The organism is Limnohabitans sp. Rim8 (assembly GCF_945901735.1).
Taxonomy (GTDB): domain Bacteria; phylum Pseudomonadota; class Gammaproteobacteria; order Burkholderiales; family Burkholderiaceae_C; genus Limnohabitans_A.
Genome location: NZ_CAMDLM010000003.1, coordinates 23,322 through 38,561 on the forward strand (window position 1 = coordinate 23,322; position 15,240 = coordinate 38,561).

The window sequence follows — 15,240 nt, forward strand, 5'->3', positions numbered from 1 at the left end:
AGAGCCCCATGCTGCTGACCCCCGACCAGGAAATGATCCGCGAAGCTGTGCGCGATTTTGCGCAGCGCGAACTGTGGCCCCATGCCGCCGAGTGGGACAAAAAGCACCACTTCCCCAAAGAAGTGCACAAGGGCCTGGCCGCGCTAGGGGCTTACGGCATTTGCGTGCCCGAAGAGTTGGGCGGCGCGGGCCTGGACTATGTGACGCTGGCGCTGGTGCTCGAAGAGATCGCGGCCGGTGACGGCGGCACCAGCACCGTGATCAGCGTGACCAACTGCCCGGTCAACGCCATTTTGATGATGTACGGCAACGCCGCGCAAAAAGCGCAGTGGCTCATGCCACTGGCCCAAGGCCAGATGCTGGGCGCGTTTTGCCTGACCGAGCCGCATGTGGGCTCGGATGCTTCGGCCCTGCGGACCACCGCCATGAAAGACGGCGACGGCTACGTCATCAACGGCGTCAAGCAGTTCATCACCAGCGGCCAAAACGGCGACGTGGCCATCGTGATCGCGGTGACCGACAAGGGCGCGGGCAAAAAAGGCCTGAGCGCCTTCATCGTGCCCACCCGCACGCCGGGCTACATGGTGGCGCGCCTGGAAGACAAGTTGGGCCAGCACAGCAGTGATACCGCGCAGATCAACTTTGACAACTGCCGCATCCCTGCCGAAAACCTGATCGGCCAGGAAGGGGAAGGCTACAAAATCGCCCTGTCGTCTTTGGAGGGCGGGCGCATCGGCATCGCCGCGCAAAGCCTGGGCATGGCCCGGAGCGCACTCGATGTGGCGATCGACTACGCCAAGCAGCGCGAAAGCTTTGGCACCGCCATCTTCAACCACCAGGCGGTGGGCTTTCGTTTGGCGGACTGCGCCACCCAACTCGAAGCCGCGCGCCAGCTGATTTGGCACGCGGCCAGCTTGCGCGATGCGGGCCGCCCCTGCCTCAAAGAAGCCGCCATGGCCAAACTGTTTGCCAGCGAAGCGGCCGAAATGGTGTGCTCCGCCGCCATCCAGACCCTGGGTGGTTACGGCTATGTGAGCGACTTCCCAGTCGAGCGCATTTACCGCGATGTGCGGGTGTGCCAGATCTACGAAGGCACCAGCGACGTGCAGAAAATCATCATCCAGCGCGGGCTTTGATCGCGAAAATAGCGCTTTTGAGCCACGGCTCACGTATCATTCCGCCCCATGAACATCATCATCCTGGGCGCGGGCCGTGTGGGCGAAAGCGTCGCTGAAAGCCTGGTTTCCGAGCAAAACGACATCACCGTCATCGACCAGGACCCGGCTCGTCTGAGGCTGCTGGAAGAGCGCTTGGACTTGCGTGGTGTGGTGGGCAACGGCATCCAGCCCTCGGTGTTGCGCGAGGCGGGGGCCAAGGACGCCGACATGATCATCGCCTGCGCGGCGGCCGACGAATCGAATCTGGTGGTCTGCAAGATCGCCCACGACGTTTTCAACATCCCCACCACCATTGCCCGTTTGCGCTCGCCCGAGTTCAACGAGGGCGACGAGTTGTTGGGTAAATCCGGTTTTGCGGTCGACCATGTGATCTGCCCCGAAGAATCGGTGATGCGCTACATCGAGCAGCTCATCCAGTACCCTGAGGCCTTGCAGGTGTTGGAGTTTGCCGAGGGCCGCGTCAGCCTGATCGTGGTGCGCGCAGCGGCCGACAGCTTGCTGGTCAACCACACCATTGCCGAGTTTCGCGACCGTCTGCCGCATGCCGAGATGCGCGTGGTGGCCCTGTACCGCCAAGACACCCAGATCGAAGCCACGCCCGAGACGCGCATTCTGCCCGGCGACGAGGTGTTTGTGTTGGCCGATACCAGCAAGATCCGCATTGTGCTGGCGGGCATCCACAAAACCGACAAGCCCGTGCAGCGCTTGATGTTGGCCGGGGGCGGTAAAGTCGGTCTGCGTTTGGCGCGCATTTTGGCCAGTCAGTACGACGTGAAGCTGATCGAGCGTGACAAAAAGCGCTGCGAATACTTGGCCAGTCAGTTGCCATCAAGCACCTTGATCCTAAATGGCGACGGCGCTGACGAAGATCTGCTGCACGAAGAAAATGTGGGCGAGATGGACCTGTTTCTGGCCTTGACCAGCGACGACGAGGACAACATCATGTCGGCCATGCTGGCCAAGCGCATGGGCGCAGGCCGCGTGATGGCCCTGATCAACCGCCGCGCTTATGCCGACATGATGCAAGGCAGCACGATCGACATCGCGATTTCGCCTGCGCAAACCGTCATCGGCGAGTTGCTGGCGCATTTGCGACGGGGCGATGTGGCGGCGGTGCACAGCCTGCGCCGGGGCGCAGCCGAAGCCCTGGAGGGGATTGCACGCGGCGACATCAAAACCTCCAAATTGGTGGGACGGCGCGTCGAAGAAATCAAGCTGCCCAAAGGGGTCAGCATGGGGGCCATCGTGCGCGGCGAGGGCAAAAAATCCGAAGTGCTGATGCCGCACCACGACACCCGGATCGAAGCCGATGACCACATCATCTTGTTCATTCCGAACAAGAGCGATGTGCGTGCGGTGGAAAAACTCTTTCAGGTCGGCGCGACCTTCTTTGGCTGATGCTCAAAACCTTCTTCCCCGTTTTGGCGGTGATGGCGCGCATCCTGCTCGCCTTCTCGGTCACCTTTTTGGTACCGGGCATCTGGGCCTGGTTTGAAGACCACCATGACCTGCAGTGGATCTGGCTGGCCGGTTTTGGTTTGACAGTCGTTAGTGGCTTGGTGCTGGCGGCCATCACTCAGCAGCATCGGCGCGAATTAAAGACCAAAGACGGCTTCTTGCTGGTCAACATGGTGTGGCTGTTTTTGCCTGCATACTCGGCACTGCCTCTCATGTTTTTGGTGCCCGACATCTCCTGGTTCAAGGCTTATTTTGAAGCCATGAGCGCGCTCACGGCCACCGGCGCCACGGCCTTGACGGGGCTGGAGTATTTACCTGTGTCGGCGAACATCTGGCGCTGTTTTTTACAACTCATCGGTGGTCTGGGCATCATGCTGCTGGTGGTGGCGGTGTTGCCCATGCTGGGCTTGGGCGGCGTGCAGTTGTACAAGACCGAAACCCCCGGCCCCATGAAAGACACCAAATTCACGCCGCGCATTTCTGAGACCGCGCGTGGCCTGTGGGGCGTGTACTTTGTCTTTTCGGGCGCTTGCCTGTTGGCTTACCGCTGGGCGGGCATGAGCTGGGCCGATGCCTTCATGCACATGTGCACAACCATGGGCCTGGGCGGATTTTCTTCGTACGATGCCAGCTTTGCGCATTTCAATTCGCCCGTGATTGAAGGCGTGGCCATCGTCTTCATGACGCTGGCAGGCATCAGCTTTGTGCGCTACTTCGTGGTGCTGCGCACCCTGTCGCTCAAGCCTGTGACCAACGACCATGAAATCCGCACCTACTTTGCGGTGTTGCTCTTGGCCACTGTGCTGCTCACAGGTTTGTTGATGGCCCATGGCGTGTACAACGACTGGGCCCATGCCCTGCGCGTGAGCGCTTTCCATGTCGTGTCACTGGCCACCACCACCGGCTACGCGGCCACCGACTATGCGCTGTGGCCCGTGTTTGCGCCGGTCTTGCTGATGTTTTTGGGCTGCTTTGTCTCGTGTGCGGGCTCCACCGGGGGCGGCATCAAGATGGTGCGCATGATTTTGCTGGTCAAGCAGGCGCGCCGCGAGCTGGTGCGCATCATCCACCCGCGCGTCATCAACCCGGTCACGCTGGGGGGTGGGGTCATGCCCATGTCGGTCATGACGGCGGTGCTGGGCTTCATGCTCATTTATGGCGGTGCCACCATGGGTCTGAGCATGTTGCTCTTGCTCAGTGGCATGGACATCGTGACCGCATTTTCGGCGGTGATCGCCACCGTCAACAACATTGGCCCGGGGCTGGGTGAAGTGGGGCCTTCGGGCAACTATGGCGGCCTCAACCCCTTCCAGCTGGGCGTCTTGACCTTTGCCATGCTGCTGGGCCGCCTGGAGTTGCTGTCGGTGCTGGTCTTGTTCAGCTCGCACTTTTGGCGAAAATAAACGCGATGCCCCAAGCGACGCTATTCAATACACACAAGGAGACAGACATGCCCATCACCAAAGGATTTCAGGCGCTCGTGGACGAAGCCATGGCCCAGGTCACGACGCACAGCGTCGAAACCGTTTGCGCTCGCATGAGCGACCCGAACGTGCAGATCGTTGACATCCGCGACCCGCGTGAGCTGGAGCGCGAAGGCACTGTGCCCGGCGCTTTGCTGGCCCCGCGCGGCATGCTCGAGTTTTGGGTAGACCCCGCTTCGCCCTACTTCAAACCCGTGTTCGCCGACGAGGACAAGCAATTCATCTTGTTTTGCGGCGCAGGCTGGCGCAGCGCCCTGGCCGCCAAAACCCTGCAAGACATGGGCATGACCAACGTGGCCCACATCGACGGCGGATTCACCGCCTGGAAAAAAGCCGCGGCGCCCATGGTTACCATGGAACAACACAAGGCCGAAAGCGCAGCGCGAAAAGGCGCTTGATGCTCGATGCTTGATTTTCGTAGGTCGGCGGCTTTAGCCCCGACATGGTGGACCACTCAGATTCGTCGGGGCTAAAGCCACCGACCTACAAAAGAGGCCATGAAATTGACACCCTGCCCCTGCGGCCGCACCACTGGCAAAGGCCAAGCACTGAGCTTGGACACTTGTTGCGGCCCTTACCACGCCAACCAGAACGCGCCCGATGCCGAAAGCCTGATGCGCTCGCGCTACAGCGCTTTTGTGCGGGGCGATGTGCCTTATCTGCTGGCCACCTGGCACAGCAGCCAAAGACCCGCTGAGCTGACGCTCGAAGCAGGGGCCAAGTGGCTGGGTCTGGAAATCAAGCAGCACCACGTCACCGGTGCTGAGACGGCCGAGGTCGAATTCGTCGCCCGTTATCGGGTGGGCGGCAAAGCGGTGCGGCAACACGAACGCAGCCGTTTTGTGCGCGAATCCGATGGCTGGTTTTATGTGGCGGGTGATGTGCTGTGAAGACGCCATCCAGACCACGCTCACTTTGAATAGATACGTCGTCCATCTTAAAGGGCTGGAGCGTTCAACGCCGCCTGTAGGCATTGCAGGGCTGGCCTGTCCAGCGTTTGAATGCGCGTTGAAAGCTGGGGCTGTCGCTGAAGCCAAGCTCGCTGGCCAGTTGAACCAGTGAGACCTTGGAGGACGAAAGTCGGGAGATGGCCAGGTCCCGTCTCAGGTCGTCCTTGAGCCACTGCAAGGATGTGTGTTCAGCCGTCAGGTGACGTTGCAGACTGGCCGGAGAGGTGTGGAGTTTGTCCGCAACCTCTTCCAGTGTGAGCCATCGGGGGTAACTGAGCATCAGGCAGTTGCGCACTTTCTGCCCGATCAAGCCAAAGTGGCGCGGTGGTGAAATGATCTGGGTATAGGCGTCTGTCAGGAAGGTGCGCAGTGCAGGTTCGTCCCGGCTCACAGGGGTGTCCAACTTGGAGATGTCAAACCAGAAGCCGAATGCGATTTGGTCGTAACGCCGATCTGCCGGGAAAATGAACTGGTACAACTCGTGGTGACCGGGATCGGCATAGGCGAAATCGAAATGCCGAATCGGCAGGGGTGAGTTCAGGAGCCACGCAGCAAGGCGCCACATCACACGCACCATGGTTTCTTGCGCGAACACAGGGATATCACGCCCCGGGTTGGCAGGCGCCATGTGCAAGCCCGCTTCCTGGTGGTTGATCTGCAAGGAAAAAACAATGTCGTCTTGCAGCAGGTTGAGGGCCGAACTCATGCGCTTGAGTGCACGCCGAAGGTCGGGCGCTGACAGTCCTTCCCGCGCGGTCAACGCGAAGCTGCCGGGCTTGAAAGGTCGGGAGAACAGCCCAACGCACTCGTCTTTCAAGCCGTGCATCAAGGCATAAAAAAGCGCCACGTACTGAATGGGGGTGACCCCCGGGTCACCTGGGGTTCGCAGGGCCTTGGGGTCGACCCCTGCCTGACGTAAATAGCCATCCACATCGACATCCATGCCCTCCAAGCCTGAAAGCAGGCCGAACACGAAAATGGGGGCAATGTAAGTCCCCGGGTTTTCCCGAGGTTTGATGTGTTTGAGGTCTTTTGCCATTGTCTTGAGGTGACAAGCTATCGCGACGATACGGCTCTGAGTCTAGCATTTGGTTCAAAGCAAGCGTGCAAAAAAAGGCCGCTTGCGATCCAAACCGTGCAAAGGACTGGGCATGAAAAATGATGTGTATGTGGCGGGGGTCGGCATGGTGCCGTTCACCAAGCCCGGGGCCAGCGAGCCCTACCCGCAAATGGCGGCCAAAGCAGTGAAAGCGGCTTTGAGCGATGCAGGCCTGGAGTACGCCAATGTGCAGCAAGCCTACGTGGGCTATGTGTATGGCGACTCGACCGCTGGTCAGCGCGCACTGTACGAAGTGGGCATGACGGGCATCCCGGTCGTTAACGTGAACAACAACTGCTCAACAGGTTCCACGGCGCTGTTCCTGGCGCGCCAGGCTGTGATGAGCGGCGCTGCTGATTGCGTGCTGGCATTGGGTTTTGAGCAAATGAATCCGGGCGCACTCGGAACCGTCTTCGCCGACAGACCCAGCCCCTTCGAGCATTTTGACGATGCGACGCAGGGCTTGGTCGGCCGCAGCGAAATCCCCTTGGCGCTGCGTTATTTCGGCGGCGCAGGCTTGGCGCACATGGATGAGTTCGGTACACCCATGACTACATTCGCCAAGATCCGCGCGAAAGCCAGCCGCCATGCGGTCAACAATCCCTTGGCCCTGTTCCGCAAGGTGGTCACCGAAGAGGAGGTGATGAATGCGCCGGTGATGTGGCCCGGCGTCATGACGCGTTTGATGGCCTGTCCGCCCACCTGCGGCGCAGCAGCAGCCATTGTGTGTTCTGAAACCTTTGCCCGCCAACATGGCCTGAGCACGGCCGTGCGCATTCGGGCCCAGGCCATGACCACCGACACGGGTGTCACCTTCGAGGCCCGTGACATGCGGGAAGTGGTTGGTTCGAGCATGGCCAAAGCCTGCGCTGAAAAAGTTTATGCAGAAGCGGGCATGGGCCCCAGGGATATTCAGGTCGTCGAGCTGCACGACTGCTTTGCACACAACGAATTGCTGACCTACGAGGCGCTGGGACTTTGTGCGCGGGGCGGTGCGCAACAGTTTGTCGAAGACGAGGACAACACTTATGGCGGCCAGATCGTGACCAACCCTTCTGGAGGCTTGCTGTCCAAAGGACACCCACTGGGTGCGACGGGTTTGGCGCAATGCACGGAACTGGTGCAGCAACTGCGCGGCCAGGCCGACAAGCGACAGGTCGAAGGGGCGCGCATTGCACTGCAACACAACCTGGGCTTAGGTGGCGCCTGTGTGGTCACCCTGTATGAAAGGATGTCAGCATGATCGACAAGAAATTCATGGGCTACCAGCTCAAGCCATCCAGCTTGTACATAGACCGCACACGCCTGCAATTTTTTGCCAAGGCCATTGGCGAACAAGACCCGGTTTACCTTGATCTGGCTGCAGCCCAAGCCGCAGGCTACCCGGACCTGCCAGCGCCGCCCACCTTCATGTTCGCTGCCGAACTCGACAGCGGCGCGAATGACCAGCTTCTGATGGATCTGGACATCCCCTTGACCAAACTGCTGCATGGTGAACAATCTTTCCGTTACTTCAAGCCCGTCTGCGCGGGTGACACGGTCAACGTTCAGTCGACCATCACCGACATCTATGACAAAAAAGACGGCAAGCTGGAGTTTGTCGTCAAGAATTCCCTCGTGACCAATCAGAAGGCTGAACTCGTGGCCGAAATGCGCACGGTGTTGGTCGTCCGTCATTGAAACAAGAGCTAGCACATGTCATCCAATATTCGCGTGGGCGAGCAGTTGCCCGCATTGCAACTCGGGCCTGTCAACCGCACCACGCTGGCGCTGTTTGGCGGTGCTTCTGGTGACCACAACCCCATCCACATTGACATCGACTTTGCGCGCCGTGCCGGCATGCCCGATGTGTTCGCGCAAGGCATGCTGGGCATGGCCTGGCTGGGTCGGGTCATCATGCAGTGGATTCCTCAAGGTCGGCTGCGTCAATACGACGCCCGTTTCGCGGGCATCACCCACCTGGGCAACACGATCACCTGCACGGGTGAAGTGGTGGAGCTCATGGAGCTCGATGGCGAGGCCTGTGCCCGCATCGCATTGACCTCGTCCAACCAGTTTGGACAAAACAAAATCGTGGGCGAGGCCATTGTGGCGCTGAGCTGAACTAGACCCAAGGAAATAAAATCATGACCCAAAAACTCGAAGGCAAAGTCGCGCTCATCACCGGTTCCGGGCGCGGCATTGGACGCTCAATCGCACTCAAGCTGGCCTCTGAAGGCGCGCGCGTCGTCGTCAACGATCTGGACGCAGCACCCGCCCAGGAAGTGGTGGATGAAATTCGCAAGGCCGGTGGACAAGCAGTCGCCTGCGTGGGCAATGTGACCGCGCCTGATTTTGCCGAACGCTTTGTGGGCACGGCGGTCAGTGAGTTCAAGGGCCTGGACATCATTGTCAACAACGCGGGCTACACCTGGGACAACGTGGTCCAGAAGATGACCGACGAGCAGTGGTACGCCATGATGGACGTGCACCTGACGGCCCCGTTTCGTATCCTTCGCGCCGCGCAACCGGTGATCCGTGCTTTGTCCAAGCAGGAAAAGGATGCAGGCCAGTCCGTGGTGCGCAAAGTGGTGAACATTTCTTCAGTGGCCGGTTTGTTTGGCAATGCGGGTCAAACCAATTACTCGACGGCCAAAGCCGGTATCACGGGCATGACGATGACGCTGGCCAAGGAGTGGGGCCGCATGAATGTCACGGTCAACTGTGTGGCTTACGGTTTCATCAAGACCCGACTGACGGTGAGCGCCGAAAGTGATGCGACCGCCAACATCGATGGCCGCGACATCAAGGTAGGGGTCAACCCCGACCTCATGGCCGCCATGGAACGCATGATTCCGCTGGGTCGTGGGGGTTCGCCCGACGAGGCTGCTGGCGCGGTGTACTTGCTGTGCATTCCCGAGTCCGACTACATCAGCGGCCAGACGCTGATGTGCAGCGGCGGCTTGACGGGAATCTGAAGCCATGACCCTGTTGCCCCAGTTGCACCGCCACGCCTGGATGGATGCCGATATCGAGGCTTTCCGCGATCAGGCACGCCGCTACATCGAACGTGAGTTGGCGCCCCATCTGGACGTGTGGCGTCGCCAGGGCTTCATTCCGCGTGAGGTTTGGCGTCCGTTTGGCGAACTCGGCTTTTTGCTGCCCGAGTTGCCCGAGCGCTATGGCGGTGCGGGCGTCAACCTGGCATACCAGTTGGTGGTGCAAGATGAGCTGGCGCGGGCCGAGGTGCCTGCCAACACGGCCGTGCACAGCATCGTCGCGCATTACATCCTGGACTATGGGACCGAAGTGCAAAAACAACGCTGGTTGCCCAAGCTGGCCAGTGGAGAAATCCTGGCGGGCATCGCCTTGACCGAGCCAGGTTGTGGCTCTGATCTGAAAGCCTTGCGCACCAAGGCGGATAAGCAAGGTGATCAGTATGTGATCGATGGTGCCAAGACCTTCATCACCAACGGCGCGACCGCCAACTTGCTGGTTGTTGCCGTGCGCACCGGCGGTGCGGGCAGCGGCGGTGTATCGCTCATGGTGCTCGAAACCGAAAACCTCCCCGGGTTCCGCGTGGGCCGTCGGCTCGAAAAATTGGGGCAACATGCCTCAGACACGGCTGAGCTGTTTTTTGACGCTGTGCGCCTCCACCAGGACCAGCTCTTGGGCGAGCAAGAAGGTTTGGGTTTTCGCCAGCTGATGAGCCAGCTGCCTTATGAGCGCCTGTTGTTGGCCGTGCCCGCCGCTGCCGTGATTGAAAAAGCGCTGGAGCTGACGGTGGACTACACGCGCCAACGCAAAGCCTTTGGCCAGAGCGTCTTTGACTTTCAGAACACACGCTTCAAGCTTGCAGAGTGCGCCACGCTCGCCCACGTCGTGCGCAGCTTCGTCAACGACTGTGTGCAGCGTTTGCTGGACGGGACCCTGGACGATGAGGCAGCCTACATGGCCAAGTGGTGGTGCACCGAGCAGCAAGGCAAAGTGACCGATGAGTGTCTTCAGCTGTTTGGCGGCTATGGCTATATGGCCGAATACCCGATTGCCCGGCTGTATGCCGATGCCCGCATCCAGCGCATTTATGGCGGTACCACCGAGATCATGAAAGACTTGATTGCGCGGAGACTGGGGACATGATCGCTGGCCTGAATACCCCTCTGGCCTGTGTGCGTGTCTTCAATCACTGGCCTGTTTTGAAAACCTGCATCACGAAGCTGTTTCTGAGTCAGTCGCGACAGTACGGGTGCGCGCTGGTCGAAAGAGCTGACGCTTGTTTTGCCCCCGTTGTGCCGCTGAATGAGGCCGCCTTGAATCCGCACAACCTTGCTCTTGGCACACTGGCCCGGAGCCCCTCGGGGGCGACGCGCAGCCATGCCGCGCCCAGGTTCACACCTTTGCCAGGAGTCACAGGCCCATGACTGAAGCGCAGCGCCATTCGCCCATGCTGGAGGCCCGGGACATCACGCTCAAGTTTGGTGGCGTGACCGCGCTGGCCAACGTCTCGATCGACATTGGACACCAGGAGCTGGTGGCCCTGATTGGTCCCAATGGCGCTGGCAAGAGTTCCTTGCTGAACGTGCTGTCCGGCTTTTACCGCTCCAGCGAAGGGGACGTGCGCTTTGAGGGCCAGGACATCGGGCGCTGGCCGGTACACCGTGTGGCGCAAGCGGGCCTGGCCCGCACTTTTCAGGGTACACATTTGCTGCCCCACATGAGCGTGCTCGACAACATCCTGGTGGGTCGGTACATGCACATGAAAAGTTCACTGACCACTGCTTTTTTCTACTACCCGTTTGCGCACCGTGAAGAACTGGCGCACCGCGCCGTAGCTGAAGAAATTCTGGGTTTTCTTGAACTCGAACACCTTCGACACCACCCTGTGGGCACCCTGGGTTACGGCATGCGCAAGCGGGTCGATTTGGGACGGGCGCTCGCCATGGAGCCGCGCATGTTGTTGCTGGACGAACCCATGGCCGGTATGAACGTGGAAGAAAAAGAAGACTTGGCCCGTTTCATCCTGGACATTCGCGAGTCGCGCCAGATTCCGGTGGTGTTGGTGGAGCACGACATGGGTGTGGTCATGGACATCGCTGACAGGGTGATCGTGCTGAATTTTGGCCGCAAGATCGCAGACGCCAGTCCCGCTGACGTGCAGCAGGACGAGCAGGTGATTGCTGCTTATCTGGGGGTGCACGCATGAGTGCAGACCCGTTGCCCCCACAGACCTTGCCGCAATGGCTTGTGCACAACGCCGCCGTCCGCCCCGACGAGGTGGCGCAAAGGCACAAGCGCGACGGCATCTGGCAAGAATTCAGCTGGGCTGATGTGCGCGATGAGGTGCGCGAGCTGGCCTTGGGACTGCGTGCGCGTGGCGTGCAGCGCGGCCAGACCGTCGTGTTGATGAGTGAAAACCGCCCTGAGCTTTACTGGGCGGAATGGGCGGCGCAGGCCATCGGTGCCAAGGTCGTTGCCTTGTACCCGGACGCGACCGAAACCGAGGTGGACTATGTGGTGCAGGACGCACAGGCGGTGTGCGTGTTTGCAGAAGACCAAGAGCAGGTTGACAAGGTGCTGCCGTTGATGTCGCGCCACACTGGCCTGCACACCGTGGTGTGGTGGGAGTCGGGTGGGCTGTGGACTTATCGGCAAGAAGGCCTTTTGGGGTGGGATGCTTTCAAGGCTCCGGCCCGTCCGGTCGATGCGGAAGCTGCGGCCTGGTTTGAGCAGGTCATCGCTGAGGGGCAAAGCCAGGACATCGCCTTGTTGTTGTACACCTCGGGCACGACCGGAGCGCCCAAAGGGGTGATCACGACACACGCATCGTTGCTGCACAACGCCGACCTCATTGCCCAATCGGTTCAGTTGCCGCAAGGCTGTGAATACCTGTCTTACATTCCGCTGTCCTGGGCCACGGAGCAGTGGGTGGGGGTCACCCTGGGCCTGATCCGCCCGATGAAGGTGAGCTTTGCTGAGCGGCCGGACCAGATTCAAGAAGCGATTCGTGAGTTGGCCTGCGAGATGGTGTTTTTTGGTCCACGGCAGTGGGAAAGCCTGGCAGCACGGGTGCATACCCGCATGCTGGATGCCTCGCCTTGGCGGCAACGTGTGGTGGACTGGGGTCTGCGCATCGGCCGCTTGGCGCGGGCCGAGCAGATGGACACCACCCAGCGCCCTTGGTGGGTGCGGGTTTTGTTGCCACTGGCCGATGCCCTGGTGCTGCGGCCACTGCGTGATCAGCTGGGGCTTCAGCGTGCCAAGATCGCCTTCACCGGCGGTGCGGCCGTTGCGCCCGACATCTTTCGACTGTTTGCCGCCATGGGCGTGATGCTGCGCAACGTCTATGGGTGCAGCGAGTTCGGCCTGGTCACGGTGCACCAAGGCAAACAGGCCAATCCAGAAACCATTGGCCAGCTGGTGCTTCTGGCCAGTGCATGGGGCGAGCCCATGCAGTGGCGTCTGGCCCCTGCTGGTGGGCTGGAGTTGCGCGGCGGAGCCGGGTTTGCAGGTTATTGGGGCAAGCCTGAAAAGAGCGCTGAAAAAATGAACGGGGAATGGTTTCAAACCGGTGATGCCGTGGGGCAGGGACCGACAGAGACCGAGCTGATTTATTTCGACCGTGTCGAGCACATGAGCAGCCTCCAGGGCGGGCACACCTTTTCTAAGCAATTCATCGAGGTGCGCTTGCGCTTTTCTCCTTACATCCGTGAAGTGTTGGTGGTAGGCAATCCGTCACGCGAGCGTGTCACGGCCCTGGTCAACATCGACGGCGATGTCTTTGGCCGGTGGGCTGAGCGCAAGGGCGTGTCTTTCACCACCTTCACCGACCTGTCACAGCGTCCCGAGGTGTTGGCTCAGGTCGCGTCCGAGATCGCGCAGGTCAATCGGACCTTGCCAGAGGCGGCGCACATCACCCACTTTGTGAACCTGCCCAAGGAGCTCGATGCCGACGAAGGTGAACTCACACGCACCCGAAAACTCAAGCGCGATTTCATTGAACAGCGCTATGGCGGCTTGATTGAAGCCATGTATGCAGACCAGACCCAGACCGCCATCGAGATACCGATCCGCTATCAGGATGGACGATCTGGCGTGCTGCGCGCGGATGTCACCGTCGGTCGCATTTCTGCACAGCGCATTTCGGAGAACTGAACCCATGATTGACTTTTTCAATTACCTCATCAACGGGTTCCTGCAAGGCCAGATCTATGCCTTGCTGGCGCTGGGCTTCATGGTCATTTACAGGGCCAGCAAGGTGTTCAACTTTGCGCAGGGTGAACTCATGATGCTGGGGGCCTACGCGGTCTGGACCCTCACCATCGGTGCCGACCTTTCGCCCTGGCTGGCGATTCCTCTGGCCTTTGTGTGCGCCATCGTTTATGGCTGGCTGATCGAACGGCTGTTTTTTGAACGGCTGGTGGGTGAGTCGGTGTTCTCTATGGTGATGGTCACCATTGGCCTAGTGATCCTGATCCGCGGCATCGTGCTCGTCGTCTGGGGTCCTGCAGACCGTTCGTTTCCTGTGCTGCTGCCACCGGCACCCCTGATTGTGGGGGACATGATCTTCCCCTCCAATTTGGTGATCGGGGCCCTGCTGACCTTGGTGGTGACTTTGGGCATGTCGTGGTTCTTCAACCGCACCCGTGCGGGGCTGACCCTGACGGCTGTGGCCGAAGAGCCCACCATAGCGATCTCGCTGGGCATCTCGGTCAAGCGTGCCGTCACCCTGGCCTGGATGATGGGCTCGGTCATTGCCATCGCGGGTGCCATTGTGTTGCTCACGGGCCGCTCCATCACCGTCCAAACGGCGGATGTAGCACTGGCTGCACTGCCAGTGGCCTTGCTGGCGGGTCTGGAGTCCATTGGGGGGTTGATCCTGGCCGGCGCCATTGTGGGCATTGTTCAGGCTTTGGTGGCCGCCTATATTGATCCTGCGATCGGTGGCTCTGCGTCATCTATCGTGCCTTTTGTATTCATGCTGTTGATCTTGCTGGTGCGTCCCACTGGCTTGTTCGGCTGGCGCCATGTGGAGCGTGTGTGATGGACCCGTCTGGCGTATTCTTTACCAACTATGCGGGCGACCGCTCCCTGATTCGCACGCGTGCGCAATGGGCCAGTCTTGTGTTTTTGATTCTGGCCTTGGCGACTGCGCCCTGGTGGGCATCAGAACGATGGGTCAGCATTGGTTACACCACCTTCATCACGGCGGTGGCCGTGATGGGTCTGCAAATCTGCACCGGCTACGCCGGGCAGATCAACTTGGGGCAATCTGCGTTCATGGGGGTGGGGGCCTACGGCGCGGCTGTAGCCATGGGGGCCGGATGGGATGCGGCCGCGGCTTTGGTGATCGGGGGGGCTGGTGCGGCCCTGTTTGGCGTGATGTTTGGCTTGACGGCAGCCCGCATCAAAGGCTTTTACCTGGCGCTCACGACCATCGCAGCGCAGGCCCTGTTCCACTTTCTGGTGCTGAATTTGCCACAGTCCTGGTTGGGTGGCGCCGGTGGTTTGCATGTGGAATCCATTTCGGTGTTCGGTCTGTCCCTCGAAAACGACCGCGCCATCTACTGGTTTTCCTTCGCAGTGCTGCTGATCATGACTGCGGGTGCCTTTGGTATCGTGCGCTCGCGCCATGGGCGCAGCTTTGAAGCGGTGCGTGACGATGATGTGGCCGCCGGCATGATGGGCATACCCGTTGCCGCAACCAAGGCCCGGGCTTTTCTGGTGAGCGCGTTTTTTGCCGGTGTGGCGGGTGGCCTGTGGGTGGTGGCCTTGCGGCATGTGTCCATCGAGCAATTCACGCTGTTCAATGCCATCTGGATGATCGCCATGATGATCGTGGGCGGTCTGGGCTCCATCGTCGGTGCGCTGATTGGCACAGCCATGATCCAACTGGCCCGTGAGGGTGTGACCAGTCTGGGCCCGAGCTTTATTCAATGGGTGCCCGCATTGGGGCAGGACTTTGTCTTTGCCGCCATGAACGTCTTGTTGGGTGCCGTGATCATCCTTTTCCTTCTTTTCGAGCCCAAGGGCGTGATGCACCGCATCCAGATTACCAAAAAGGCCTACCGACTCTGGCCCTTTTCGTACTGACC

Annotated in this window: 15 protein-coding genes; 14 read left to right on the forward strand and 1 reads right to left on the reverse strand. The window is 60.2% G+C overall.

Annotated features, from left to right (window positions below; genetic code table 11):
* The first annotated feature begins 8 nt into the window (after window positions 1-8).
* The 5 genes from Q0O99_RS02445 (at window position 9) to Q0O99_RS02465 (ending at window position 5,010) form a co-directional block, all read left to right on the forward strand.
* Window positions 9-1,136 carry an acyl-CoA dehydrogenase family protein gene (locus tag Q0O99_RS02445; RefSeq protein WP_293748182.1) on the forward strand — a complete coding sequence of 376 codons (1,128 nt, stop codon included), beginning with the start codon at window positions 9-11 and terminating at the stop codon, window positions 1,134-1,136.
* 48 nt (window positions 1,137-1,184) lie between these two features.
* The gene (gene trkA, locus Q0O99_RS02450) at window positions 1,185-2,576 is read left to right on the forward strand and encodes a Trk system potassium transporter TrkA (RefSeq protein ID WP_293748184.1); all 1,392 of its coding nucleotides are present in this window, start codon (window positions 1,185-1,187) and stop codon (window positions 2,574-2,576) included.
* Window positions 2,576-4,039 (forward strand): TrkH family potassium uptake protein, encoded by a 1,464-nt coding sequence (locus Q0O99_RS02455; RefSeq protein WP_293748186.1) that lies wholly within the window; start codon window positions 2,576-2,578, stop codon window positions 4,037-4,039. The genes trkA and Q0O99_RS02455 overlap by 1 nt, the downstream gene beginning before the upstream one ends.
* A gap of 47 nt (window positions 4,040-4,086) precedes the next feature.
* Window positions 4,087-4,518 (forward strand): rhodanese-like domain-containing protein, encoded by a 432-nt coding sequence (locus tag Q0O99_RS02460; protein WP_293748188.1) that lies wholly within the window; start codon window positions 4,087-4,089, stop codon window positions 4,516-4,518.
* A gap of 99 nt (window positions 4,519-4,617) precedes the next feature.
* Window positions 4,618-5,010: a YchJ family metal-binding protein gene (locus tag Q0O99_RS02465; RefSeq protein ID WP_293748190.1), complete on the forward strand. Its 393-nt coding sequence runs from the start codon at window positions 4,618-4,620 to the stop codon at window positions 5,008-5,010.
* 64 nt (window positions 5,011-5,074) lie between these two features.
* Here the strand turns inward: Q0O99_RS02465 and Q0O99_RS02470 are convergent, their stop codons facing one another.
* A complete protein-coding gene (locus Q0O99_RS02470; RefSeq protein ID WP_293748192.1) occupies window positions 5,075-6,043 on the reverse strand; it encodes an AraC family transcriptional regulator in 969 nt (322 codons plus the stop codon).
* 178 nt (window positions 6,044-6,221) lie between these two features.
* On the opposite strand from Q0O99_RS02470, the gene Q0O99_RS02475 reads away from it, so the two are divergent.
* The 9 genes from Q0O99_RS02475 (at window position 6,222) to Q0O99_RS02515 (ending at window position 15,238) form a co-directional block, all read left to right on the forward strand.
* Window positions 6,222-7,412 (forward strand): lipid-transfer protein, encoded by a 1,191-nt coding sequence (locus Q0O99_RS02475; protein WP_293748194.1) that lies wholly within the window; start codon window positions 6,222-6,224, stop codon window positions 7,410-7,412.
* The gene (locus tag Q0O99_RS02480) at window positions 7,409-7,849 is read left to right on the forward strand and encodes a MaoC family dehydratase N-terminal domain-containing protein (RefSeq protein ID WP_293748196.1); all 441 of its coding nucleotides are present in this window, start codon (window positions 7,409-7,411) and stop codon (window positions 7,847-7,849) included. Before Q0O99_RS02475 ends, Q0O99_RS02480 begins: the two co-directional genes overlap by 4 nt.
* 15 nt (window positions 7,850-7,864) lie before the next feature.
* A complete protein-coding gene (locus tag Q0O99_RS02485) occupies window positions 7,865-8,272 on the forward strand; it encodes a MaoC family dehydratase (RefSeq protein ID WP_293748197.1) in 408 nt (135 codons plus the stop codon).
* A 23-nt stretch (window positions 8,273-8,295) separates the two neighbouring features.
* A complete protein-coding gene (locus Q0O99_RS02490) occupies window positions 8,296-9,126 on the forward strand; it encodes an SDR family NAD(P)-dependent oxidoreductase (protein WP_293748199.1) in 831 nt (276 codons plus the stop codon).
* A gap of 10 nt (window positions 9,127-9,136) precedes the next feature.
* Entirely contained in the window at window positions 9,137-10,288 is a 1,152-nt protein-coding gene (locus tag Q0O99_RS02495; RefSeq protein WP_293748412.1) for an acyl-CoA dehydrogenase family protein, read from the forward strand.
* Between the two features lie 277 nt (window positions 10,289-10,565).
* Window positions 10,566-11,351 carry an ABC transporter ATP-binding protein gene (locus tag Q0O99_RS02500; RefSeq protein ID WP_293748201.1) on the forward strand — a complete coding sequence of 262 codons (786 nt, stop codon included), beginning with the start codon at window positions 10,566-10,568 and terminating at the stop codon, window positions 11,349-11,351.
* Window positions 11,348-13,300 carry a long-chain fatty acid--CoA ligase gene (locus Q0O99_RS02505; RefSeq protein WP_293748203.1) on the forward strand — a complete coding sequence of 651 codons (1,953 nt, stop codon included), beginning with the start codon at window positions 11,348-11,350 and terminating at the stop codon, window positions 13,298-13,300. Before Q0O99_RS02500 ends, Q0O99_RS02505 begins: the two co-directional genes overlap by 4 nt.
* A gap of 4 nt (window positions 13,301-13,304) precedes the next feature.
* The gene (locus Q0O99_RS02510) at window positions 13,305-14,189 is read left to right on the forward strand and encodes a branched-chain amino acid ABC transporter permease (protein ID WP_293748205.1); all 885 of its coding nucleotides are present in this window, start codon (window positions 13,305-13,307) and stop codon (window positions 14,187-14,189) included.
* Entirely contained in the window at window positions 14,189-15,238 is a 1,050-nt protein-coding gene (locus Q0O99_RS02515; RefSeq protein ID WP_293748207.1) for a branched-chain amino acid ABC transporter permease, read from the forward strand. The genes Q0O99_RS02510 and Q0O99_RS02515 overlap by 1 nt, the downstream gene beginning before the upstream one ends.
* Window positions 15,239-15,240 lie beyond the last annotated feature (2 nt).